Annotated in this window: 19 protein-coding genes and 6 tRNA genes; 16 read left to right on the plus strand and 9 right to left on the minus strand. The window is 61.8% G+C overall.

The window, feature by feature from the left end; all coding sequences use genetic code 11:
* Window positions 1-106: 106 nt before the first annotated feature.
* From L7A20_RS08550 to L7A20_RS08555, 3 genes are all read right to left on the minus strand, one after another.
* Window positions 107-496 (minus strand): mismatch-specific DNA-glycosylase, encoded by a 390-nt coding sequence (locus L7A20_RS08550; protein ID WP_336603570.1) that lies wholly within the window; start codon window positions 494-496, stop codon window positions 107-109.
* Between the two features lies 1 nt (window position 497).
* A complete protein-coding gene (locus tag L7A20_RS12045; RefSeq protein ID WP_336603571.1) occupies window positions 498-701 on the minus strand; it encodes a hypothetical protein in 204 nt (67 codons plus the stop codon).
* A 79-nt stretch (window positions 702-780) separates the two neighbouring features.
* Window positions 781-2,313, minus strand: a complete 1,533-nt coding sequence (locus L7A20_RS08555; protein ID WP_237204819.1) for an alanine/glycine:cation symporter family protein — start codon at window positions 2,311-2,313, stop codon at window positions 781-783.
* Window positions 2,314-2,639: 326 nt separating this feature from the next.
* On the opposite strand from L7A20_RS08555, the gene dxs reads away from it, so the two are divergent.
* Complete coding sequence (gene dxs, locus L7A20_RS08560; RefSeq protein WP_237223082.1) at window positions 2,640-4,616, plus strand: 1-deoxy-D-xylulose-5-phosphate synthase; 1,977 nt, start codon at window positions 2,640-2,642, stop codon at window positions 4,614-4,616.
* A 156-nt stretch (window positions 4,617-4,772) separates the two neighbouring features.
* Here the strand turns inward: dxs and L7A20_RS08565 are convergent, their stop codons facing one another.
* The 3 genes from L7A20_RS08565 to msrB form a co-directional block, all read right to left on the minus strand.
* Entirely contained in the window at window positions 4,773-5,270 is a 498-nt protein-coding gene (locus L7A20_RS08565) for a Rieske (2Fe-2S) protein (RefSeq protein WP_237211999.1), read from the minus strand.
* Window positions 5,271-5,279: 9 nt separating this feature from the next.
* Entirely contained in the window at window positions 5,280-6,551 is a 1,272-nt protein-coding gene (locus tag L7A20_RS08570; protein WP_237223083.1) for an HRDC domain-containing protein, read from the minus strand.
* A gap of 72 nt (window positions 6,552-6,623) precedes the next feature.
* Window positions 6,624-7,046, minus strand: coding sequence for a peptide-methionine (R)-S-oxide reductase MsrB (gene msrB, locus L7A20_RS08575; RefSeq protein ID WP_185173061.1), 423 nt, complete (start codon window positions 7,044-7,046; stop codon window positions 6,624-6,626).
* 83 nt (window positions 7,047-7,129) lie between these two features.
* On the opposite strand from msrB, the gene L7A20_RS08580 reads away from it, so the two are divergent.
* A complete protein-coding gene (locus tag L7A20_RS08580) occupies window positions 7,130-8,458 on the plus strand; it encodes an alpha/beta hydrolase family protein (RefSeq protein ID WP_237223084.1) in 1,329 nt (442 codons plus the stop codon).
* On the opposite strand, the gene ybaK is transcribed toward L7A20_RS08580, so the two are convergent.
* Complete coding sequence (gene ybaK, locus L7A20_RS08585; protein WP_185173059.1) at window positions 8,396-8,890, minus strand: Cys-tRNA(Pro) deacylase; 495 nt, start codon at window positions 8,888-8,890, stop codon at window positions 8,396-8,398. The genes L7A20_RS08580 and ybaK overlap by 63 nt on opposite strands.
* 233 nt (window positions 8,891-9,123) lie before the next feature.
* Here ybaK and zapE point away from each other — a divergent pair, with 233 nt between their 5' ends.
* Complete coding sequence (zapE, locus tag L7A20_RS08590; RefSeq protein ID WP_237223085.1) at window positions 9,124-10,185, plus strand: cell division protein ZapE; 1,062 nt, start codon at window positions 9,124-9,126, stop codon at window positions 10,183-10,185.
* 76 nt (window positions 10,186-10,261) lie between these two features.
* Here the strand turns inward: zapE and L7A20_RS08595 are convergent, their stop codons facing one another.
* Window positions 10,262-10,831, minus strand: a complete 570-nt coding sequence (locus L7A20_RS08595; protein ID WP_237223086.1) for a GNAT family N-acetyltransferase — start codon at window positions 10,829-10,831, stop codon at window positions 10,262-10,264.
* A gap of 229 nt (window positions 10,832-11,060) precedes the next feature.
* Here L7A20_RS08595 and L7A20_RS08600 point away from each other — a divergent pair.
* The 13 genes from L7A20_RS08600 (at window position 11,061) to L7A20_RS08660 (ending at window position 19,767) form a co-directional block, all read left to right on the plus strand.
* Window positions 11,061-11,133: transfer RNA gene (locus L7A20_RS08600), tRNA-Gly, on the plus strand.
* A gap of 24 nt (window positions 11,134-11,157) precedes the next feature.
* Window positions 11,158-11,229, plus strand: a tRNA-Val gene (locus tag L7A20_RS08605).
* A gap of 33 nt (window positions 11,230-11,262) precedes the next feature.
* Window positions 11,263-11,338: transfer RNA gene (locus L7A20_RS08610), tRNA-Gly, on the plus strand.
* Between the two features lie 428 nt (window positions 11,339-11,766).
* Complete coding sequence (locus L7A20_RS08615) at window positions 11,767-12,675, plus strand: DUF559 domain-containing protein (protein ID WP_237223087.1); 909 nt, start codon at window positions 11,767-11,769, stop codon at window positions 12,673-12,675.
* 205 nt (window positions 12,676-12,880) lie between these two features.
* A tRNA-Gly gene (locus tag L7A20_RS08620) sits at window positions 12,881-12,953 on the plus strand.
* A gap of 49 nt (window positions 12,954-13,002) precedes the next feature.
* Window positions 13,003-13,076 (plus strand) — tRNA-Cys (locus tag L7A20_RS08625).
* 1 nt (window position 13,077) lies between these two features.
* Window positions 13,078-13,149: transfer RNA gene (locus L7A20_RS08630), tRNA-Val, on the plus strand.
* Between the two features lie 82 nt (window positions 13,150-13,231).
* Window positions 13,232-14,014 carry an MOSC N-terminal beta barrel domain-containing protein gene (locus L7A20_RS08635; RefSeq protein ID WP_237223088.1) on the plus strand — a complete coding sequence of 261 codons (783 nt, stop codon included), beginning with the start codon at window positions 13,232-13,234 and terminating at the stop codon, window positions 14,012-14,014.
* 163 nt (window positions 14,015-14,177) lie between these two features.
* Window positions 14,178-15,398, plus strand: coding sequence for a CapA family protein (locus L7A20_RS08640; RefSeq protein ID WP_237223089.1), 1,221 nt, complete (start codon window positions 14,178-14,180; stop codon window positions 15,396-15,398).
* Between the two features lie 126 nt (window positions 15,399-15,524).
* Entirely contained in the window at window positions 15,525-16,406 is an 882-nt protein-coding gene (locus L7A20_RS08645; protein ID WP_237223090.1) for a cytochrome, read from the plus strand.
* Between the two features lie 23 nt (window positions 16,407-16,429).
* Window positions 16,430-17,029 carry a peptide deformylase gene (gene def / locus L7A20_RS08650; protein ID WP_237185335.1) on the plus strand — a complete coding sequence of 200 codons (600 nt, stop codon included), beginning with the start codon at window positions 16,430-16,432 and terminating at the stop codon, window positions 17,027-17,029.
* Between the two features lie 36 nt (window positions 17,030-17,065).
* Window positions 17,066-17,992 carry a methionyl-tRNA formyltransferase gene (gene fmt, locus L7A20_RS08655; RefSeq protein ID WP_237223091.1) on the plus strand — a complete coding sequence of 309 codons (927 nt, stop codon included), beginning with the start codon at window positions 17,066-17,068 and terminating at the stop codon, window positions 17,990-17,992.
* A complete protein-coding gene (locus L7A20_RS08660; RefSeq protein ID WP_237223092.1) occupies window positions 17,989-19,767 on the plus strand; it encodes an RsmB/NOP family class I SAM-dependent RNA methyltransferase in 1,779 nt (592 codons plus the stop codon). Before fmt ends, L7A20_RS08660 begins: the two co-directional genes overlap by 4 nt.
* A 104-nt stretch (window positions 19,768-19,871) precedes the next feature.
* Here the strand turns inward: L7A20_RS08660 and L7A20_RS08665 are convergent, their stop codons facing one another.
* Complete coding sequence (locus L7A20_RS08665; RefSeq protein WP_237223093.1) at window positions 19,872-21,224, minus strand: Na+/H+ antiporter family protein; 1,353 nt, start codon at window positions 21,222-21,224, stop codon at window positions 19,872-19,874.
* Window positions 21,225-21,310: the final 86 nt, after the last annotated feature.

Consider the following 21,310-nt stretch of genomic DNA (forward strand, 5'->3'; position numbering starts at 1 on the left):
ATAACTGTTCGAAGTATCGGTAGGCATTGAGGATTTGGGGAGGAATCTGGTCCCTTATGTGCGGTAGCGGTAACGGTAGCGGGGACGGGGGCAGGGACGGGCGTGGCTAGGTGAGCGGCTGCGTGGAGTCCCAGACTTGCCGCCACTTATCCGCTAGGGAATCAATATTTTCGTGGGCGTTCAAACCGCTAGGCTGAGGCACGACCCAGAGCTGGCTCGCCGGGTTCCATCCCTCAATCTGGGAGGTGTCTTGTCGCCCCAGCTGAGCCTTCCTATCGCCGAAGGCTGTCCGATAGGCTGTGATGCCCGCAATCGCTACAGCCTGCGGTCTATAGGCGTGGGTGAGGGTAACTAGCCGGGGGAGGGCGTCCTTCAGCTCCTGGACTGTGAGCTCGTCAGCCCGCGCAGTTGCCCGGTCAACCAGATTGGTGATACCAATTCCCAGGTGGGCTAGCTGTTCCTCTACCTCGTCGCTCAGGCCGCGTGAGGCGTCCACCCTAGGAGTGACGATTCCGGCGCGATCCAGCGAAGGGGGCGTTAACGGCGGACGTCCACAGCCCAGGGTTGATGCCAACAATGAGCATGCGCAGGGGAGTACCAGCTACGGGCAATCTGTCATCTAGGGTTCCGTTGACAAAGTTTTGGAGTTGCTCCCGAGTGGGGCGCTGGTCGCCCAGCGGGGAGGGATGAAGAGTGCTCATGACCCCACCCTACACGCAGAAGCGCCCCGCACAATCCTTGACTGTGCGGGGCGCCTGAGTAGCTAAAGCCTAGTTTGTCTTACTTGGCGTCCTGAACCGGGATAGCACCGGTCTTCACATCGTAGTAGGTCTCCCAGAAATCAGCGTTCTTGATGCCGAGAGGTCGGGGGTCGAACATGGGGTCAAGGCCCTGCTTCTTCTGCTGCTCGTAGTCCTTGAGCACCTGTAGAGCGGGCTTCTGAATGACCAGAATACCCACGATGTTCAGCCAGGCCATCAGACCTACGCCGATATCGCCAAGGGCCCAGGCGGCACCTGCGGTGCTGACGCAGCCAATAACGGTTGCGGTCAGAATCAGCAGCTGCAGCAAACGCAACAGGGCGTTGCCCAGGGTCTTGTTCTGCAGGTTACGGGTCAGGTAACGCAGGTTGGTTTCTGCCATGTAGTAGTAGGCCACGATGGTGGTGAAGGCGAAGAAACCCAGTGAAACTGCGATGAAGATCGGGCCAGCACCGGGGATCAGCGTATCGAAGGCGGACTGTGCAAATGCCGGACCAACGGTAGCGCCTTCGGCCAGGTTGCCCGAGCCCTCAGCCAGGACCGGGGTATCGGCTGAGCCGCCCTCGTAGACGCGGTACATGCCGGTTGAAAGGATCAGGAAGGCAGTAGCGGAGCAGACGAAGAGGGTGTCGATGTAGACTGCCATTGCCTGTACGAAGCCCTGGGCGGCGGGGTGCTTGACCTCAGCAGCTGCAGCGGCGTGGGGGCCGGTGCCCTGGCCAGCTTCGTTGGAGTAGATGCCGCGCTTGACGCCCCACTCAACGGCGGTGCCGATGATGGCACCGAAGGTTGCGTGCAGACCAAATGCTGATGAGAAGATCAGGTTGATAACGTCACCCAGCATGTTGATGTTGATGAAGGCTACGATCATGGCCAGCACGATGTAGATGATAGCCATGAAGGGAACCACAACAGAGGCGAAGGTTGCAATACGCTTGACGCCACCAACGACGATGAAGGCCAGCAGGATGGTGATGCCGGTGGCGGTCATCCAGGGGTGAACCTCGGGGAAGGCTCCCTGCATGGAGGTTGCAATACCGTTAGCCTGAACGCCCGGCAGGAAGAAACCGCAGGCAAGGACGGTGGCAAAAGCAAAGATGGAGGCGTAGACCTTGAAGAGCCCGGAGTACTTGGTGTGACGGTAGGCCTTTTCAAAGTAGTAGGCAGGGCCGCCGCGGTACTCGCCGGTGACCTTATCGCGTTCCTTATAAATCTGTCCCAGGGTGGACTCGATGAAGGAGGTTGATGAGCCCAGGAAGGCTACGGTCCACATCCAGAAGACGGCGCCGGGACCGCCGAAGGCGATGGCGGTGGCAACGCCGGCGATGTTACCGGTGCCTACGCGGCCAGCGAGTGACATGGCAAGGGCCTGGAAGGACGAGACGCCGTCCTTAGATGACTCGCCCTTGAAGGTCGCGCGAATCATGGTGGGAATCTGACGGATCTGGAGCAGGCGGGTGCGGATGGTGAAGTACACGCCAACAGCCAGGCAAAGATATACCAGCACGGGTGACCAGATAATACTGTTCGCCCAGTCGATTGCTGCGGTCATAGAAGAAATCCATTCGTGCGGGGCTAGTGAGGGAACTAGCCTGGTAATGATTCAGTCTCACTGTGACCTATATTTGTGTGCCAGTGCACAGTGTGAGCTGTTGAACACTGATACTAGCGGCTCGTATATACATTTGAAAAGTGCCACGCGTGATGAAACCTAACTGAAACACAAGCGCTACACTGCTTCCCACACTGTGAATCGCTAAACCAGCACTGAGCGGGTAAAGTTACTTAATTGCAACACACTAGACTTTTGACCGGTGACCGCCGCCCACAGCTACAAGGACGTTGGGGTGCAGCTAGCCGGTGAACGGGGGAGTAATCGTGGGACTACTAGAAACTATTGGTGAGCCGAGCGACCTGAACGCTCTGAGCTCCGAGCAGCTCACCGAGCTTGCCCAAGAGATTCGTGAGTTCCTCGTTAACAATGTCTCGCGAACCGGCGGGCACCTGGGCCCCAACCTGGGCGTTGTTGAACTGACCCTGGGCATTCACCGGGTCTTCAATTCCCCCCACGATTCCATCGTCTTTGATACCGGCCACCAGTCCTACGTTCATAAGCTGGTGACCGGCCGCCAGAATTTTGAAACCCTGCGCCAGAAGGGCGGCATTGCAGGCTACCCTGAGCGCGCAGAATCTGACCACGACATCGTTGAGTCCTCGCACGCGTCCTCGTCCCTTTCCTGGGCAGACGGCATCTCCCGCGCCTACCAGCTCACCGGGCAGGACGACCGCTACACCGTAGCCGTCATCGGCGACGGTGCGCTCACCGGCGGTATGGCCTGGGAAGCGGTCAACAACATCGCAGCGGATAAAAACCGCAAGGTCGTCATCGTTGTCAACGACAACGGCCGCTCCTACGCCCCTACCGTCGGCGGCTTTGCCAACCAGCTGGCTGCCCTGCAGCACGAACTGCAGAACCGTCTCGATAAGGTGCGCCTGGATTCCCGTTACGAGCGCACCCTGGCCGCAGCCCGCACAAAGCTCCAAAAGGGCGGCTCGGTCGGCCAGATGATTTACCGCGGCCTGCACGGCATGAAGGCCGGCATCAAGGACGTCATGGTACCCGGCGGTATCTTCGAAGACCTCGGCATGAAGTACGTGGGCCCCATCGACGGGCACGACCTGGAAGCTGTAGAAACCGCCCTGGAATCGGCCAAAAACTTTGGCGGGCCCGTCATCGTGCACGCCATCACCGAAAAGGGCCACGGCTACGCGCCTGCTGTGAGCGATAAGGACGACATGTTCCACGCCGTCGGCGTCATCGACCCCGATACCGGCGAAGCTCTAGCCAAGTCATCCGGAAAATCCTGGACCAGCGTCTTTGCCCAAGAAATCAAAGATATTGCCGATGAACGCGACGACATCGTCGGCGTCACCGGCGCTATGCTCATTCCCGTTGGCCTCAAGCCTATGGCTGCCGCCCACCCCGACCGCGTCATCGACGTGGGTATCGCCGAACAGCACGCTATCGCTATGAGCGCGGGCCTGGCCTACGGCGGCCAGCACCCCGTGATCGCCCTCTACGCGACCTTCCTCAACCGCGGCTTCGACCAGCTGCTCATGGACGTCGCCCTGCACAAGGCCGGCGTAACCATAGTGCTGGACCGATCCGGCGTCACCGGCCCCGATGGAGCCTCCCACCACGGCATGTGGGACCTTGCCCTGCTGCAGTTCATCCCCGGCCTGCACTTAGCTGCCCCCCGCGACGCTGTAACCTTGCGCGAAGAACTCCGCGAAGCCGTCGCCATCGAGGACGCCCCCACCGTGGTGCGCTACCCCAAGGGCTCAGTGGGCGCCGACATCCCCGCACTTGAGCGCCTGGCAGACGGCACGGACGTCCTCGCCCGCCACGGCGAACCCAACCCCGAAAGCGGCCAGCGCGACGTGCTCCTCATCGGAGTCGGTGCCTTCGCCCGTCTCGCCCTCGACACCGCAGACCTACTCGCCGAGCAGGGCGTGAGCGTAACCGTCATCGACCCCCGCTGGGTCATGCCCGTACCCGCCAGCGTAGTAACCCTCGCCGGCGAACACCGCATCGTCGTCTCCATGGAGGACGGCGTGCGGGCAGGCGGCGTAGGCTCCCGCATCCGCCAAGAAATGCGAGCAGCCGGAATCGACACCGCCCTCAACGAACTCGGCCTACCCGCCGAATTCATCAAGCACGCCGAACGCGGCGAAATCCTCGAAGAAGTCGGGCTTACCCCCCAGAAAATTAGTGCCGATATTCTCGCGCAGCTCGCCGGGAACATGGTGCCCTTCGCCCGCACCGAAGGTGAGAAGCCTAAGCACACTAGCTAGGCGGCAATTAAGGGGCCGCAAAGCGTGCTTAGAACAGGATGCACGGGCTCACGCTCGCTGTCGACCCTCTCGCTGGTTCGCTAGCGCTCACAAGCGATTCACGCCAGCCCCGTGCCAACAGCTTCGCTGTGAGCCCGTGCATCCGTTATGGCTAGCTTAGGAAACCCAGATCCTGCCGTCCTTGACCTCCACCGTAAACTCGGGCAGGGCGGTTTCTGCTGGGCCGCCTTGGACCGAGCCGTCCTCCAGTGAGAATACTGAGGCGTGGCAGGGGCAGGTCATGGTCTTTTCTTTCTGTGCGTTCAGCTGGCAGCCCTGGTGGGTGCAGACCGATGAGAAGGCGTGGAAGGTGCCCTCAGACGGCTGGGTGATCATGACGGTCACACCGTCGTTGTTGGCCTGAATGACGCCGCCTACGGGGACGTCCGCAACCGCGGCCATGTCGGTGGCCTGTGCCGGGCGGCCGTCGTTGGCGGTCAGGCTCTCAGACTCGTCAGAAGAACCGCAGGCAGTTAGCAGCGCGGCACCGGCGCCCAGACCCGCAGTGCCCGCTACCGCCTGGCGGCGGGTGAGCCCGCGCCCACCGGTCTCGACCTGCTCAGCGGGGGCGGGAGCGTCCTTGTTTTCCTTCTGACAACCACAGGTAGTGCACATAGTTGAACCTTACTTTGTAGATGAATGTCTAACCCGGGCAAAAACATCAGCCAGGTCAGGGGCTATAAGTTCAATCTGCCACTGGCGTGCCCCAAGTTCAAGCAGGGCTACCCTAAGTTCCTCAACGGACGACCCGGCAGGCGGGTCCCAGCACAGGCGGCGCAGCACATCGGGGGCAAGGACGTTCTCCTGCGGCATGTTCAGGCGCTCGCCCACAGCGAGCACCGCAGGTTTTGCCTCAGCAATGAGCAGGGCGGACTCGGGGCGCTTGACCTCCCACGCCTTCAGCGGCGGGGGACCGGACGCCGGGGTCGTGAAGGGGACGGGCTCCGCCTCCTTCTTCGCGTCCGCCAGGGCCTTCAGCCAGCGCGGAGCCTCCCGCTTAAGAGCGCGGGTTTGAAAGCCGGGAATCTGCAAAATAGCCGGGACGGTGCGCGGCATGAGCCGGGCAGCAGTAATCAAGGACGCATCGGGCAGCAGGCGCTTGGGGGCAACGTCCTTCTTCTGCGCCAGGTGCTCACGCTCGTACCAGAGGTTGCGCAGGGCGGTGAGCTGTCGGCGGGTCTTCAAATCGCGAATGCCCTTGGTCTTGCGCCAGGGGTCGGGCTTCTCTTCACGCTCAGGGTGCTCGCACACGTAGCGGAACTCCTCAAGCGCGTAGGCCAGCTTGCCCTGGGCTCGCAGCTCATCTTCCACCGCATCGCGCAGATCAAGCAGAATATCAACGTCCAAAGCGGCATAGTTCAGCCAGGCGGCGGGGAGCGGACGGTGGGACCAGTCCACGGCAGAGTGCTCCTTGGCCAGCTTGTAGCCCAACAGGTTCTCTACCATGTACCCCAGCCCCACGCGCTCAAACCCGGCCAGGCGTCCGCCCAGCTCGGTATCAAAGAGGGCATCGGGGTACATGCCGATCTCCGCCAAACACGGCAAATCCTGGGTTGCGGCATGCAAGACCCACTCAGCCCCGGCCAGGGCATCGTTAATCAGGGTGAGGTCGTCAAAACTCTCGGGGTCAATCAGAATCACCCCGGAATTACCGCGCTTGAGTTGGACCAAAAAAGCTCGCTGACCGTAGCGAATGCCAGAAGCTCGCTCGGTATCAACAGCAACCGGGCCGCTCTCGGCCGCCAAAATATCGGCAACGCGGTGCAGGCCGCGTTCGGTGTTAATGACGCTCGGCGTGCCTCCCTCAGGCTCGTCGAGATACACCACCTCGGGGATACTAATCCCCTCAGGTAAATCAAACTGAGAACCTGTTCCCCCTACAGGTTGCGCCACCATAAAACTCCCTCCCGGTGGAAAACTACCTCCCTATTATGCCAGCTTTACCCCGCTGGCCGGGGCTAGTGCGCCCTAACCTTCGACCGGCTTCTCGTGCAGCGTCAGGCTAATTGAGTTGATGCAGTAGCGCAGGTCGGTGGGGGTATCGTAGCCCTCACCCTCAAATACGTGGCCCAGGTGGGAGTCGCAGGCGGCACAGCGCACCTCAACGCGCACCATACCTAAAGAGCGGTCCTCAATGTAGCGCACCCGGTCAGCAGCGAGCGGCTCAAAGAAAGAGGGCCAGCCGCAGTGGCTCTCAAACTTCTCGGTCGACCGGAACAGCTCGGTGCCGCAGGCCCTACAGGCGTAGACGCCCTCGGTGGTGGTGTCCCAATACTCACCGGTAAAAGCCCGCTCCGTGCCACCTTGGCGCAGCACCGCGTACTCATCGGGGTTCAGAACTTCCTTCCAGTTCTTGGCAATGGCACCAAGGCCGGGCAGAGAATCACTCATGGCTTGCTCGCTTTCATCACGGCTGTATCTGTGCACCAGTATAAGCAGGCGCAGGGGGCCCTTATTCCCGTACACTGGGCATTATGGCTACTGAGCACGTACACCCCACACCCGCCCGCACCCTCACCCTAGCTACCGTAGCGGGGGTTGCCGGGGCCGCCGGAGCGACCCTGGCCTGCGCCGCTGCCCTGGGCACCGCAGGAATCGCCACCCACTTCGCCCGCAAAATCGTGGTTCCCCCCAAGGCACCGGTTGAGGACGTCCGCGTGCACTCCCTGGGCTACAGCAGCGCCGACATCGCCGAGGGCCAGCAGCCTACCAGCATCCGTATAGACGCCACCGAGCGTACCTTGGCCCCGGGCCACTACGGCTTCTACTTCTCAGGCGGGGCGGGCTTTGCCCTGCTGGGGGAGCTGACCTCCTACCTGCCGGGGGACAAGACTGTGGTGCGGAGCATCGAAAAAATTTACCGGGGCACAATGGCAGATATAAAGCGCGGACGCCTGACCGGGGTTGTTGCCACCGACCCCGCTATGGCTGGCTATCGGGCTGAAGATATTGAGCTGTCCCTGCCGGTAGGCCCCGCCCCTGCCTGGGTCGTACACCCCGGGGCTGCACTGGGCGAGCAAACAACGGAGGGCCAAGCAACTGGCGAACCCGGTACCCCTGAACCGAGCGACACCTGGGCCATCATGGTGCACGGCATGGGCGCCACCCGCGCCGAAACCCTGCGCGCCCTCGACGCCACCCAGGCCCTGGGCCTCACCAGCCTGCACATGAGCTACCGCAACGACCGCGAAGCACCCGCCAGCGAAGACGGCCGCTACGGTCTAGGCTTCACCGAATGGCGGGACGTTGAAGTCGCTATCGACTATGCCCTGGCCCACGGCGCTCGCAGCGTGGTGCTCTTTGGGTGGTCTATGGGCGGGTCAATCTGTATGCAGACCGCCGACCTGGCCCGTAACCGCCGGGCTATTCAAGCCCTGGTGCTGGACGGTCCTGCCCTGGACTGGCTTGAGCTCATCCAGTACCACACGCACCTGAACAAGATCCCGCTGCGCATCGGTCAGCTGGGTGTACAGATGATCACCCACCCCGCCCTCAGCACTCTCACCGGGCTGAAAGAACCCATCAGCCTGCAACAGATTTCCTGGCCTCACCGGGCAGGTGACATTACCGTGCCTACTTTGATCATGCACTCGGTCGATGATACCTATGTGCCCTACCAGCCCTCACAGGCCCTGGCGGAACTATCTCCTCTGGTGGACTTTGTGCCCTTCGAAAAGGCCCCCCACACCAGGGAATGGAACGTAGACCCGCAGCTCTGGTTCGACACCGTCACCGACTGGCTAAGCAGCCGCAATATCGGCGTAAGCCCCCTGCGTCAGCGCAACCAGGTCGTCGGCAGCTAGCTCCACATCCAGGCCGCGGCGCCCTCCCGACACCAAAATCGTGTCAAAAAGCTGGGCAGTTTCGTCCACCAGGGTAGGGTGAGCCGTCTTCTGCCCCAGGGGAGAAATACCGCCCACCACATACCCGGTGCGCTTCTCCGCCACATCAGGGGCAGCCATCTTCGCAGACTTCCAACCCAGCGCAGCCGCAGCAGCCTTCACATTCAGCTTGCCACCCACCGGCACCACACAGACCGCAAAATCCTTCTCGTGGGTAATCATCAGGGTCTTAAAAACCTGCTCGGGGGAGCGGCCCAGCTTTTCGGCAGCCTCCAGACCAAAGTTGGTTTCACCGTCCACATGCTCATACTCGCGCACCTCAAAAGCGGTACCGGTCTGCTGCAACAGAGCCAGAGCAGCCGTAGCCGCCCCCTTCTTCTTCGCCTTCGCCACCGTTTCTCTTCCCTTTCACTCACGTCAATAGGTATGCACCTACCAGCCTAAAACGAGAAGCTGCCCACCGGCGTCCGCCCAGAGCCTGACCATCAAATCTGTGAACAAGCCAACCGGCTTAGAGTCAGGTTCGCCCTAAGACCCCCGCAACATTGGGCAACCTGCCCACCAGCTACTAGACTGTGGGTGTACGAATCACCAGCGCACCGTCGCGCCCAAGGGAAAGACCACACGTGGCAACCTACACCCACCTCACCGACCGCACCCCCCACGTATCAGCCGACGAACTCCTCTCAGGGTTCAGACCCTCAGAACGCTTCGGTGAAGTGTCTTTCAACACCTACCGCCCCGACCCCGCCCAGCCCTCCCAACAGGCGGCCGTCGATGCCCTGCGCGCCTTCGGCGAAAACATCAACCGCGGCGGAGCAACCAGCGGGGGCGGTTTCTTCGGCAAACTCTTCGGTGGCGGCAAAAAGAAGGACGACACCAAGGCCGGCCTCTATCTCGACGGCGGCTTCGGCGTGGGTAAAACCCACCTGCTCGCCTCCCTCTGGCACATGGTCGAAGGGCCCAAAGCCTTCGGCACCTTCGTCGAATACACCAACCTGGTCGGCGCCCTGACCTTCCGCAAAACCGTCGAAGCTCTCTCTAACTACAAGCTGGTCTGCATCGACGAATTTGAACTCGACGACCCCGGCGACACCGTACTCATGTCCCGCCTCATGCGCGAACTCGCCGAAGCAGGCGTCAAACTCGTCGCCACCTCCAACACCCTGCCCGGCGCCCTCGGCGAAGGACGCTTCGCCGCAGCCGACTTCAAACGCGAAATACAGGTACTCGCCGACCAGTTCGACGTGCTGCGTGTCGACGGCGAAGACTTCCGCCACCGCGGCCTACCCGCCGCCCCCGCACCTGTCGCAGATGCTGATTTCGACTCCCTGGTCGATAGTCGTTTCGACGGGCTCGGCACCGTCGCCATCGACGACTTCGAAGCCCTCATCGACCACCTCTCCCGCGTGCACCCCTCCCGCTACCGCCAATTCATCGACGGCCTCGACGCCATCGCCTGGCGCAACGTCACCACCATCACCCAACAAGCAGTCGCCCTGCGCTTCGTCGTCCTCGCCGACCGCCTCTACGACAAAGACCTCCCCATCATCGCCTCCGGCGTACCCTTCGACCGGGTCTTCACCGAAGAAATGATGACCGGCGGGTACCAGAAAAAGTACTTCCGTGCGGTTTCACGCCTTACCGCTCTGGCACGTGAGGGGATGCTGGACGATAAGACGGCGTGAAACCAGGACGCCGGGGCACACCAGCCTGCCTGCAGCAGGTAGGTGCGCCCCGGCGTCCTTGTATATAAAAACCGCCCTAGCCGGGGAAGCCCAGCTGTGCCCAGCGGTCGCGCGTCAGCTCAGCGGCGCGCATATCAAGCAGGGGAGTGGAGCCGTCCTCAAGCGGGCGGCCCGGCTCGCTTTTCACCAACGTACGGAAATCGGTAAACCCAACCCGGCGAGCCACCCGCTCAGAGGCATCATTATCAGCAAGCGCCTTCCAGCTCAGCCTGTCGAGGCCCAGCCCCTGGGGGTCAAGGGCAAAGCCCACCATCATGCCCAGGGCCTCGGTCAGTAAGCCCTGACCGCGACTACCCGGTGCTAACCAGTAGCCGACCTCAGCCGAAGAACCCGTGATGTTAAAGAGACTCACCACACCGGCGAAAACCCCGCTCGCGTCGATGCCCCAGACCAGCTCATGCCCGCTCTCGCTTGCCTGATGGGTGTAGGCAACGAAATCGCGGGCAGTCTCTTCCGTATAGTTCAGGGGTACGGATAGGCAAAAACGAATAATGTCCGGGTCCTGGCAAGCCTGAGCCATCGCCGCTGCATCGGCCTCACGCAAGGGGCGCAGGGTGAAACGTTCGGTGAGAAGCTGGGGGTGCATGAAAACTCCACGATGAATAGAAATGTTTTTTACAGTGTACGCCCCCAAAGATGTGGCACAGGGCATAGAAGAAAAATTTTGAACTGAGCGGGGTTGCGGCGGTAAAAACCGCGAAAACACGCGGTAAAAAAGGGTTTACGCGAAGGTGCGTGTTGATTTGGCAGGAGCCAGAAAAGTGTGTAAAGTATTTACTCGTTGGTTCGGTTCCCCAAAGGAATTGAAACACAATGCGGTTGTAGCTCAGTTGGTAGAGCACCACCTTGCCAAGGTGGATGTCGCGAGTTCAAGTCTCGTCAACCGCTCGCAACACTCCTTGCGAGTGTCTAGCGCGATTGGCGCAGCGGTAGCGCACTTCCTTGACATGGAAGGGGTCACTGGTTCGATCCCAGTATCGCGCACTGGATGAAAATCCATTGCAAATAATTGCATATGCGGTTGTAGCTCAGTTGGTAGAGCACCACCTTGCCAAGGTGGATGTCGCGAGTTCAAGTCTCGTCAACCGCTCCAGATAAGCCCCGGTTCATTGAGCCGGGGTTTTTGTTTTATATCGTGTGAGCGTGTGCATGTGGTGCATGGCTTAAGGTTTTTCTGCCCAGCGTGCGTCAAATCGCCGAGCGTGCATCTGTCTGCCGCACTTTCAGTGATAAGGCGCACGCTCGTGGCGCGGCAGTGCGTGGCAGTGTGCGGCGCGTCCTGGCGGTGCACGGTTTGGAACAGTATGCGCAGGACGGATAAGACGAGCGGACGCGCGGGGCGGTGGATCCAGGCGGGGCAGGCCTCGTCCTACTAGGGAAGTGTGCGGTTCTCTCGTCTGACCTGTGGAAAACTGCCGGTTCAATCGCTGATTGGCCGCTGAAAACCCCGAGTTATCCACAGTGTCGCTGAAATCTTCAGAAATAAACGGTTCCCGCTCTAAGGCATCTCACAATAGCGCTATGAAAGAACTTAGAGATCGGGTCAAAACCTCACGAGAACTTGCCGCGAGAGGGATCTCGCACACGCGCGTCCGCACCTACTGCGCACAAGGGGTCTACGCCAAAATTGCCCCCAACAGCTACTGCCTAACGCGCGAATGGAATTCCCTCACCCCAGAACAACAACTAAAAGTCAGACACTACGCATTCGCTAAAAATCACCCGGGGTATGTTCTGAGCCATGCCTCGGCGGCACTGTTCTGGGGTGCCCCTTTTCTGAGCCTGCCTGGCCATATCTGGGCTAGCGTGCCCTCGGCGCATATTAGGGCGCGAACGCAACATCATAAGATTTTTTCTAATCGAGCAGTAGAGTGCGAGCGGGCGCTACTGCACGAAGGGGTCTACCTGACCGACCCGCTGCAGACCTCGGTTGATTGTGCCCGCACCCTTCCTCTGATTGAGGCACTGTGCATCGTGGACTACATGCTGAACAGTAAGCTCTGCTCGCCGGCTGCTTTGAAACCACTGCTGATGAACGTGAGTGGGCGAGGTGTTGCGCGGGCCCGCCAGATTGCGCAACGAATGAGTCGGCACGCGGCCTCTCCTGCAGAAACGATTGCCAGAAACCACATGATTGACTGGAAGTTTCCCCGGCCACAAGAGCAGGCCAAGCTGGTGGTTAAAGGAAAGGTTTATCGGCCAGATTTTCTGTGGGAAGAGCTGAAGCTCATCTTAGAAGTCGATGGAGCCATCAAATACGATGGCACCTACGGAGAACCGACCGGGGTGATACAGCGGGAGCACCTGCGACAAAGAGAGCTGGAACAGCTCGGATACGTTGTGGTGCGTGTGAGGTGGGACGACATTACCGCGCACCCTGAGAACCTTAAAGACCTGCTGATGCGCCACGGGCTGAAGCCAGTTGCCTAGTGCCGGGGTAGCTTTTTGGCGAGCGTGCACCATATCGCCGAGCGTGCGGCAGAAAGATGCACGCTCGGCGATATGGTGCACGCTCGTTGTGTAGGGGGCGGACGCACGGGGCGGCCTCGATCTGGCAGGGAAGTTGAGCGGGCGTAGAGCGAGCTAGGCAGCTCGGTTGAAACTCTGCCTGGCTTCGTGTAAAGTAATGCGAGTTGCGGTTGTAGCTCAGTTGGTAGAGCACCACCTTGCCAAGGTGGATGTCGCGAGTTCAAGTCTCGTCAACCGCTCTCTCGAAAACAACTCGTTTTCGCAACTCAGACCACGGTCTGAGCGTGTGGTGGGGTGGTCGAGTGGTTAGGCAACGGTCTGCAAAACCGTGTACGCGGGTTCGAATCCCGTCCTCACCTCCACGCGCGATTGGCGCAGCGGTAGCGCACTTCCTTGACATGGAAGGGGTCACTGGTTCGATCCCAGTATCGCGCACAAAGAAAGGCTCCCCGGCTTCGGCCAGGGAGCCTTTTACTTGCCCCGCATACATCAGACCACACTGTGCAAGACTAGAACCATGCACCTCACCGTCACGCACTTCGGTTACAGCCCCCTCAAAGGCGCCCGCCATCAAGCGCGCACCACAGCCGAGATCACCGCGTCCGGCCCCCTCTACAACCGCCGCTGGGCCCTCGTCTCACCCACCGACCGCACCGTACTGCGCACCGTCGCCCACCCGACCCTGATGGGCATCACCACCGATCTAACTGCCCGCGACGGAAAGACAGACCTCACCCTGCACATACCCGGGGCAGGCAGCTACACAGTCCCAGCCCTCACCAACGCTGCCACCAGCACCTTCACCTCCTGGGGCGCCGAGAAACAGCTTGCGGTCTACGACCACCCGGTCAACATAGCCCTCAGCGCCTACCTAGGAAAGCCTGTGGCCCTGGCCTTCGCACCCCGGCAGAACCTGGTGTATGCCGGGGCCTTCTCGCTCATCGGCACCGCTACATTGGCTGAGATTGCCCGCCAGCTCAACCCTGAACAGCCGCCGAACCCGAATGAGATAGCGGCCAGGCTACGCTGTAACCTGGTGGTAGAAACCTCAACGCCCTACATTGAAGATAGCTGGCAGGGGACAACGCTTACTCTCCAGGCAGGACGCGGCGTGCCGGCTGAGCTGCACGGCCTGCAGCTGATTGCCGGTGAGGGTATCGGCAGGTGCGCCGTCATTGACGTCCAGCCAGACACCGGTCAGCGCACAGCCCGGCTGCTCAAACTTCTGGCCTCTTATCGGCCCCGCAACCTGCGCGGTGAGCCAACGGCGGGTATATACGCGAGTCTCATATCTGCCTGACCCTACCCAATGAGCTGCATGGTGCTACAGTAACGTCCATCGAGTTGCAGGGCGGGGCTTCAACCTACGCCCTGGCAGGCGTAGACATCTGGTAACAATATGTGCCCTGCGGCACCTTTAGGTAGGGTTGTGGTGGTAACACCCCTGCTGAAAGGACCCCACCGTGCACCGTCGCCTCTTCACCTTCCTCTGCCTGAGCACCCTGACCCTGGCAGGTTGTAGCCCGCAGACCACGGAAAGTAGCGGGGCGGACGCCGCCGTCCAGCAGGACGGGCAGGGGCAGGTGACACGCGCAGAGGCGGGGCCGACCAGTGAGCCTGGTACCTTGACCGCTTCAGCTGCCGGTGGGGCCTGCGGCGAGGCGGATTGCGTCTCCCTGCTCTTTACCGGTGATTTTCTGATGCACAATATGCTCTGGGATCAGGCAGAGGCTGACGCGGCGGCAGCCGGTAGCTCGGGCCTGGACTTCACACCCCTCATCAGCGAACAGCGCCCCTACCTAGACCGTGCTGACCTGGCGGTCTGCCAGATGGAAACAGTGGTCGCCGATGCGGATGGCCCCTTTTCTGGCTACCCCAACTTCAACGTGCCGCCCCAGATTCTGACGGCGGCCGCTCAAACCGGGTGGGATGTCTGTATGACGGCATCTAACCACTCCTACGACCAGGGCACCGAGGGGCTGGAGCGAACCTACCGCGCGGTTGAAGCGGCGGGAATGGGAGTTACTGGCACTTCTCTTACCGAAGAAGAGGCAGCCCAGCCCGATATTTTCACCACCGCCAACGGTGCCCGGGTAGCGATTATCACCGGAACCTACGGTCTCAACGGTTACGTTCCTGAACACCCCTGGCAGGTCGATATGCTCGACTCAGCAGCCATGATTGCTAAGGCTGCCCGTGCCCGCGAAGAGGGCGCTGACCTGGTCATCGCCAACATGCACGCTGGCGATGAGTACGTGTACGAGCCCTCCGCCCAGCAGGTCGAGGTGGCACACGCTCTCGTTGATTCAGGGGAGTTCGACCTGATCGTGGGCCAGCACGCCCACGCCGTGCAGCCCATTGAACACTACAAGGGAACCTGGATTGTCTACGGCATGGGGAACAACCTCACCGAGCTCTCACCCTCCTACGTTGCCAACAACGAGGGAATTATGGTCAACCCTATTTTTGAGCGAGGGGAGGACGGCACCTGGCAGGTACGCGATTTCCGCTGGGTTTCTAGCACGATGGTCGATAACCCTGCCTACCGTTACTGCATTACCTCACCCAGCCGTCCTGCCTCCGACTGTGTTGATGAAGACTATGCCCAGCAGTCCAACGCCCGCGTTCAGCAGATTGTTGAGTCTATGGGGGCGGCTGAGGCCGGTGCCCGCCAGTGGAGCTAGGGTAAGCGGTCTAACCCGCCCGCCCTCTCGTGCCCGGGAAGAGAGGTGCGTATAATCGATAGAGCGCCAGATACGCTGTGAAGGCTGGGCGCTTTTCGATTTTTCTCCCGACGTCAGGACGGCCGCGTGACCACACCCATGCTAGCGTCAGCAACCGACCACGGTCGCATGTACGCGCGCACGGTCGGCGGGGAGCTACTGGTTCCCTCGATTACCACGGTGATTGGGCAGCAGGCTAACGACCTCGCGGGCTGGCACGGCTATATGGCCGCCAAGGCCGCCCTGGAAGACCAGCGTTCCTACCGGGCTTCTAGCTCGGCCGGGCTTAAATTCGCGGTGATTCGGGACGCCGCAGCCGCCTCGGAGCGCTACCGCGACGCAGCGGCGGCGCGGGGGGACCGCGTGCACAACTATGCAGAGCAGGTTGCCCTGCGCGCCATGGGGCTGCCCCACGAAGTTGAGGGTTACCGGGAGAACCTCATTGCCTACGGCGAGCAGGCCTACGCCGACCGCTTTGATGAGTGGTGGGAACTCTACCGGCCCAAGCCCCTGGCTACCGAAGTTACTATCTGGAACGAGACGGTTGGCTACGCGGGCACCCTCGACCTGGTGGCCGAGATAGCCGGGCACACCTGCATCATTGATTACAAGACCAAGGGAACCGACCGGAAGGGGCGGGTGAAGCCGCTCGACGATAAGGTCGTGATGCAGCTGGTCGCCGGGGTCAAGGCTGAAGAAGCCCTCATTGACGCCGAGCACGGCACCTGGGAACCCTGGAAGCACGGGGGCGCAAGCATTTTGATGGGTGTAGCCCTGGGTGAGACCCAGGTGGTACCCCAGCAGGCCAACCCCCAGGTGTTAGAGCGCAACTGGTACAAGTTCTGCGCCCTCAAACGGGTCTGGGACCTCAACCGCGATCTCTCAGAAACCCCCGAAGATTCCCTCATGCCGGTGGTGCCGCCCCCGCCTGCTACCGGTACAGATTTACCCGACGCAGCGGCGTCCTAACCTCACCGACGAGAAAGAGAAGCATGACTATTCTGCCCATTCGCACTGTAGGCGACCCCGTTCTGCGCACCGAGTGCGACGACATCACCGTGTTCGACGCCGACCTTGAAAAACTGGTGGCCGACATGCTCGAAACCATGTACGACGTAGAGGGCGTAGGTTTAGCTGGGCCCCAGGTGGGTATCTCTAAGCGCATCTTTACCTTCGGCAATATTGACGGCCGTGAGGGGCACATCATCAACCCCGTGCTTGAGGTAGGCGACGAACCGCAGGAGGGTGGCGAGGGCTGCCTGTCAGTACCGGGCCTGTCGGCTGCCACCCCGCGCAAGAACTGGGCGCGCGTGACCGGCGTGAACTGTAAGGGCGAGCCGGTGGTCTACGAGGGTGAGGGCCTGTTTGCCCGCATGCTTCAGCACGAAACCGACCACCTCTACGGCACCATGTTCATCGACCGGGTTGAGGGCGAAGACAAGAAAAATATCTGGCGCAAGATTCGCCAGGCCGACTACAACCAGGTAGCCGCCGCTGTGCAGGGTGAACGCGCCGCGAAAACTTCATCGGGCTTTGGTGCCCTGGGTGGTTCCTTCGGTGCTGCTAAAAAGCCCGGCGCTTTTGGTATCTAAACCTGCTGGTTCGAAAGTTTGAGTGGAAAGGTAAGCATGAAGGTTCTCTACGCCGGTACCCCGGAGGTCGCCGTCGCGCCCTTGAACGGCCTGCTTGAGGCTGGCTACGAGGTGGTGGGAGTGCTCACCCGCGAGGACGCCCCCGTGGGGCGCAAACGGGTGTTGACCCCGTCCCCGGTGGCAGCCCGCGCCCAGGAGCTGGGCCTGCCTATCATCAAGGCTAACCGTTGGTCCGATGAGGTTGCGGACGCCGTTGCGCAGCTGGGTGCCGATATCGCGGCGGTGGTGGCTTTCGGCGTCCTGCTGCCGCAGAGCGCCCTCGACCTGCTGCCCCAGGGCTGGATGAACCTGCACTTCTCGCAGCTACCTGCCTGGCGCGGGGCAGCTCCTGTGCAGCGGGCCCTGATGGCGGGGGAGACCGAGATTTTCTCCAACACCTTCCGTATTGACGCAGGGCTTGATACCGGCGACGTATTCCGCTCCGAATCGGCCACGGTGGGGGAACTCGATACCGCCGGGGACATGCTCAACCGCCTGGCTTCGACCGGCGGCGCCCTGCTGGCTGCTACCTTTGACGATATTGCCGCCGGGGCTACCGGCACCCCGCAGGCCGGGGAGGCCACCCACGCAGCCAAGCTCACTATTGCCGATGGCAGGGTTGATTTTGCCCGTTCCTGCGCTGACGTTATTGCCCAGCTGCGCGGTGTGACCCCCGAACCCGGGGCCTGGGCAGAACTGGACGGAGCCCGCTTCAAACTCGGCATGGCCAAGGCCAGCCAGGCGCAGCCTGTGGGGGAGCCCGGAACCCTCTTCTGGGCCGGTAAAAAGGTGGCCGTCACCTGCGCCGACGGTGCTCTAGAACTGACCCAGGTGCAACCTGCAGGCAAGAAAATGATGAACGCCGCCGACTGGGCGCGCGGTCAGGGCTCGGCCCTGGCAGAAGGGAAAGTGGTGCTGGTATGAGCATGAACGCAGGCGGACGCTCGAACGGCGGCAAGGGCCGGGCGGGGGCTAACCGATCCGGTGCTAACCGGGCTGGCCAGGGACGCAGCGGGGCTCGCAAGCGCGATGACCGCCCCCAGCAGGGGCAGGCCGGGGGCACCCCGAACCCCCGTGGATCGCGCGGTAACCGCAACCCAGGCGGCGAGCCCCAGGCCAAGCGCGGCGGCGGGGGAGAGACCCGCCGTAATGCTAAGGGGCACGAGCGCAACCGCAAGGCGGTCAAGGACCGGGCGTTTTCGGCGTCCGCCCCCTCCCAGCGCGCCCGCACAGCAGATAGGGCCCGCGCCGTGGCCTTTGAGGTGCTGAGCGCTGTTGCTCTGGACGACTCCTATGCGAACCTGGTGCTGCCCAAGGCGATTCGCTCCGCCCGGCTTGATGCCCGCGATGCTGGCTTTGCCACCGAGCTGACCTACGGCACCCTGCGCAACCAGGGCACCTACGATGCGATTTTGGCCCGCTGCGTTGACCGCCCGGTGGAGAAAATCGGTACCAAGATTCTGCTGGTGCTGCGCCTGGGCGTCCACCAGCTGGTGGCTATGCGCGTGCCCGACCACGCCGCCCTTAACCAGACGGTTGCCCTGGCCCGCGCCGAGATCGGCACCGGCCCGGCTAACTTTGTGAACGCGGTACTGCGCAGGGTTTCTGAGCGAACCCCCGAAGACTGGTACGCCCTTATCGCCGAGGAAGCCCCCGACGAGCTCACCCGCTTGGCCCTTGAGAAGTCTCACCCGGCCTGGGTGGTGCGCTCCTTCCGTCAGGCTCTGGCTGCCCACGGCCGTAACCCTGGCGAAGTTGAGGCCCTGCTGGATGCCGACAACGCCTCACCCGTGGTCAACCTGGTCGCTCTGCCGGGCCTGGGAACCCTGGACGAAGCCCGCGCCGCCGGTGCCGAGGACGGCCCCCTGGTCGAGGGCTCCGCCCTCTACTCGGCAGGCGACCTTGCCCGCCTTGAATCGGTGCGGGAGGGGGTTGTGCGAGCCCAGGACGCCGGCTCCCAGCTGGTTGCCCGCGCCCTGGCTGACGCCCCCCTTGAGGGCAGCGACAGTAACTGGCTTGACCTCTGCGCCGGCCCCGGCGGTAAGGCTGCCCTGCTCGGTGCCCTGGGCGCCCAGCGCGGGGCCCGCCTGCTGGCCAACGAAGCTGCCGAGCACCGGGCCGAGCTGGTGCGCCGCTCCCTGGCCCCGCTGCCGTCCGCCTCCTACTCGGTAGTGGCCGGTGACGGCCGCCAGATTGAGCGCACCGTCGCTGCGGGTACCAACCTGCCCGAGGGAATGCCCAGCGATGTGCGCTTTGACCGAGTGATGGTCGATGTGCCCTGCTCCGGTCTGGGCGCCCTGCGCCGCCGCCCCGAAGCCCGCTGGCGCAAGAGCCCCCGCGATATCGCTGAACTGCTGCCCCTGCAACTCGACCTGTTTAAGGCAGCTGCCTCGGTGACCCGCCCCGGCGGCCTGATTGCCTACGTGACCTGCTCGCCCCACACGGCTGAAACCCAGAGTATTGTTCACGATATTCTGCGCAAGGTCGATGTAACCCTGCTGGACTCCGGCGCCGCCCTCCGGGCCGTTGCCCGCAGGGACGAGACGGGGGCGTCCGTCCTTGCCGGGGAGCTGGACCCGGCTTTCACCCCGGAGGCCCCCAAGGGAGCGACCCTAGCTGAGGGGGCAACGACCGCCCAGCTCTGGCCGCACATCCACGGCACCGATGCTATGTTCTTCGCCCTCTTCCGCAAGAACTAGGCTCCTGAGCTTTCACTGAAAACAAGGGGACCGCAAAACCTAAAAAGGACCGCAAAATACGCGGTCCTTTTTAAGTTTTGAGGTCCCCCTAGGGCACAGGGCGACTAGAGAACCATCGCCGCTACCCAACCTGCAATCATCAGGGGGATGTTGTAGTGGATGAAGGTGGGAATCACCGAATCACGGATGTGGTCGTGCTGGCCGTCCACGTTTAAACCGGCGGTGGGGCCCAGAGTGGAGTCGGAGGCGGGGGAGCCCGCGTCGCCCAGGGCACCGGCAGTACCGATAATAGCCACGGTAGCCAGGGGCGAGAAACCCAGAGCCAGGCAGAGGGGCACATAGATGGTGGTGATGATGGGCAGGGTGGAGAAGGACGAGCCAATACCCATGGTGACAATCAGACCCACCACCAGCATCGCTATGGCGGCAGCCGCCTTGTTGCCAGCGAAAAGGTCAGCCACGGTAGTGACCAGGGGGTCAACATCGCCGGTGGCGTCCATGACGGCAGCGAAACCCTGGGCTGAAATCATGATGAAGCCAATCAGAGCCATCATGCGCATACCGGCGGTGAAGACGTCGTCGGCCTCCTTCCACTTGACCGCGCCGGTGACCATGAAGATGGTCAGACCGACCAGGGCGCCGACCAGCAGCGAGTTAGCTTCGGTGCCCAAAGCCTGCATGACTACCTGAACCAGGAAGGTGGCGATAATAGCAACAATGGCAACGATGACCTTGAACTTCTTGATCTCGGTGGTGGCTGTCTCAGTGGGAGCTAGATCGACAGTCTGGTAGGCGCGGGGCTTACGGTAGCTAACGAAGATGGCAAAGAGCAGACCAATGACCATACCCAGAGCGGGGATAGCCATGGCGGTCATGACGTTGATTCCGCTGGTGTCCATGCCAGCCAGTTCAATGTTGCCCAGCAGAATATCGTTCAGGAAGATCGCGCCAAAGCCGACAGGCACATACATGTAAGTGGTGACCAAACCGAAGGTGAGCACACAGGCAATGAGTCTGCGATCTAGCTTTAGGCGGTTAAAGACAGCCAGCAGGGGCGGGATAATCAGCGGAATGAAGGCGATATGAACGGGGATGAGGTTCTGCGACATAATCGACATGGCCAGAATACCGGCCAGCAACATCCACTTGACGGTGAATTCGATGCGATGGTTGGTCTCTGAACTTTCTGAACCGACCTTGGCAATGATGCCGTTGGCGATGAGCTGGGGCAGGCCCGAGCTGGATACCGCCATGGCGAAGGCGCCGAGTAGGGCGTAGGAGAGGGCCAGCATGGCGCCGCCAGAGAGGCCCTCCTGGTAGGCGACCATGGTTCCGTCCAGTCCGAGCCCGCCGAGAAGGCCACCCACGAGAGCTCCAATGAAGAGTGCGAGGACGACGTGTACGCGTGCTGCGGAGAGGACGAGCATGACCAGGACCGCAAGCAGAACCGAGTTCATAATTTTCCTAACCGTTGAATAAATATGTCAAAGACCGTTAAAGTGTAGTCCTCTCTAGGCGTGGGGCGTCCTTGAAAACCACCCAT

This window comes from Rothia nasimurium (genome assembly GCF_928381415.1).
Taxonomy (GTDB): Bacteria; Actinomycetota; Actinomycetes; order Actinomycetales; family Micrococcaceae; genus Rothia; species Rothia nasimurium_H.

Coding starts and splice junctions, on each gene's coding strand:
- L7A20_RS08635 (WP_237223088.1), top strand. CDS start 13,232: ATGCACCTCACCGTCACGCACTTCGGTTACAGCCCCCTCAAAGGCGCC.
- L7A20_RS08570 (WP_237223083.1), bottom strand. CDS start 6,551: ATGGTGGCGCAACCTGTAGGGGGAACAGGTTCTCAGTTTGATTTACCT.
- L7A20_RS08580 (WP_237223084.1), top strand. CDS start 7,130: ATGGCTACTGAGCACGTACACCCCACACCCGCCCGCACCCTCACCCTA.
- msrB (WP_185173061.1), bottom strand. CDS start 7,046: ATGAGTGATTCTCTGCCCGGCCTTGGTGCCATTGCCAAGAACTGGAAG.
- L7A20_RS08615 (WP_237223087.1), top strand. CDS start 11,767: ATGAAAGAACTTAGAGATCGGGTCAAAACCTCACGAGAACTTGCCGCG.
- fmt (WP_237223091.1), top strand. CDS start 17,066: ATGAAGGTTCTCTACGCCGGTACCCCGGAGGTCGCCGTCGCGCCCTTG.
- L7A20_RS12045 (WP_336603571.1), bottom strand. CDS start 701: ATGAGCACTCTTCATCCCTCCCCGCTGGGCGACCAGCGCCCCACTCGG.
- L7A20_RS08660 (WP_237223092.1), top strand. CDS start 17,989: ATGAGCATGAACGCAGGCGGACGCTCGAACGGCGGCAAGGGCCGGGCG.
- L7A20_RS08595 (WP_237223086.1), bottom strand. CDS start 10,831: ATGCACCCCCAGCTTCTCACCGAACGTTTCACCCTGCGCCCCTTGCGT.
- L7A20_RS08565 (WP_237211999.1), bottom strand. CDS start 5,270: ATGTGCACTACCTGTGGTTGTCAGAAGGAAAACAAGGACGCTCCCGCC.
- L7A20_RS08665 (WP_237223093.1), bottom strand. CDS start 21,224: ATGAACTCGGTTCTGCTTGCGGTCCTGGTCATGCTCGTCCTCTCCGCA.
- def (WP_237185335.1), top strand. CDS start 16,430: ATGACTATTCTGCCCATTCGCACTGTAGGCGACCCCGTTCTGCGCACC.
- L7A20_RS08555 (WP_237204819.1), bottom strand. CDS start 2,313: ATGACCGCAGCAATCGACTGGGCGAACAGTATTATCTGGTCACCCGTG.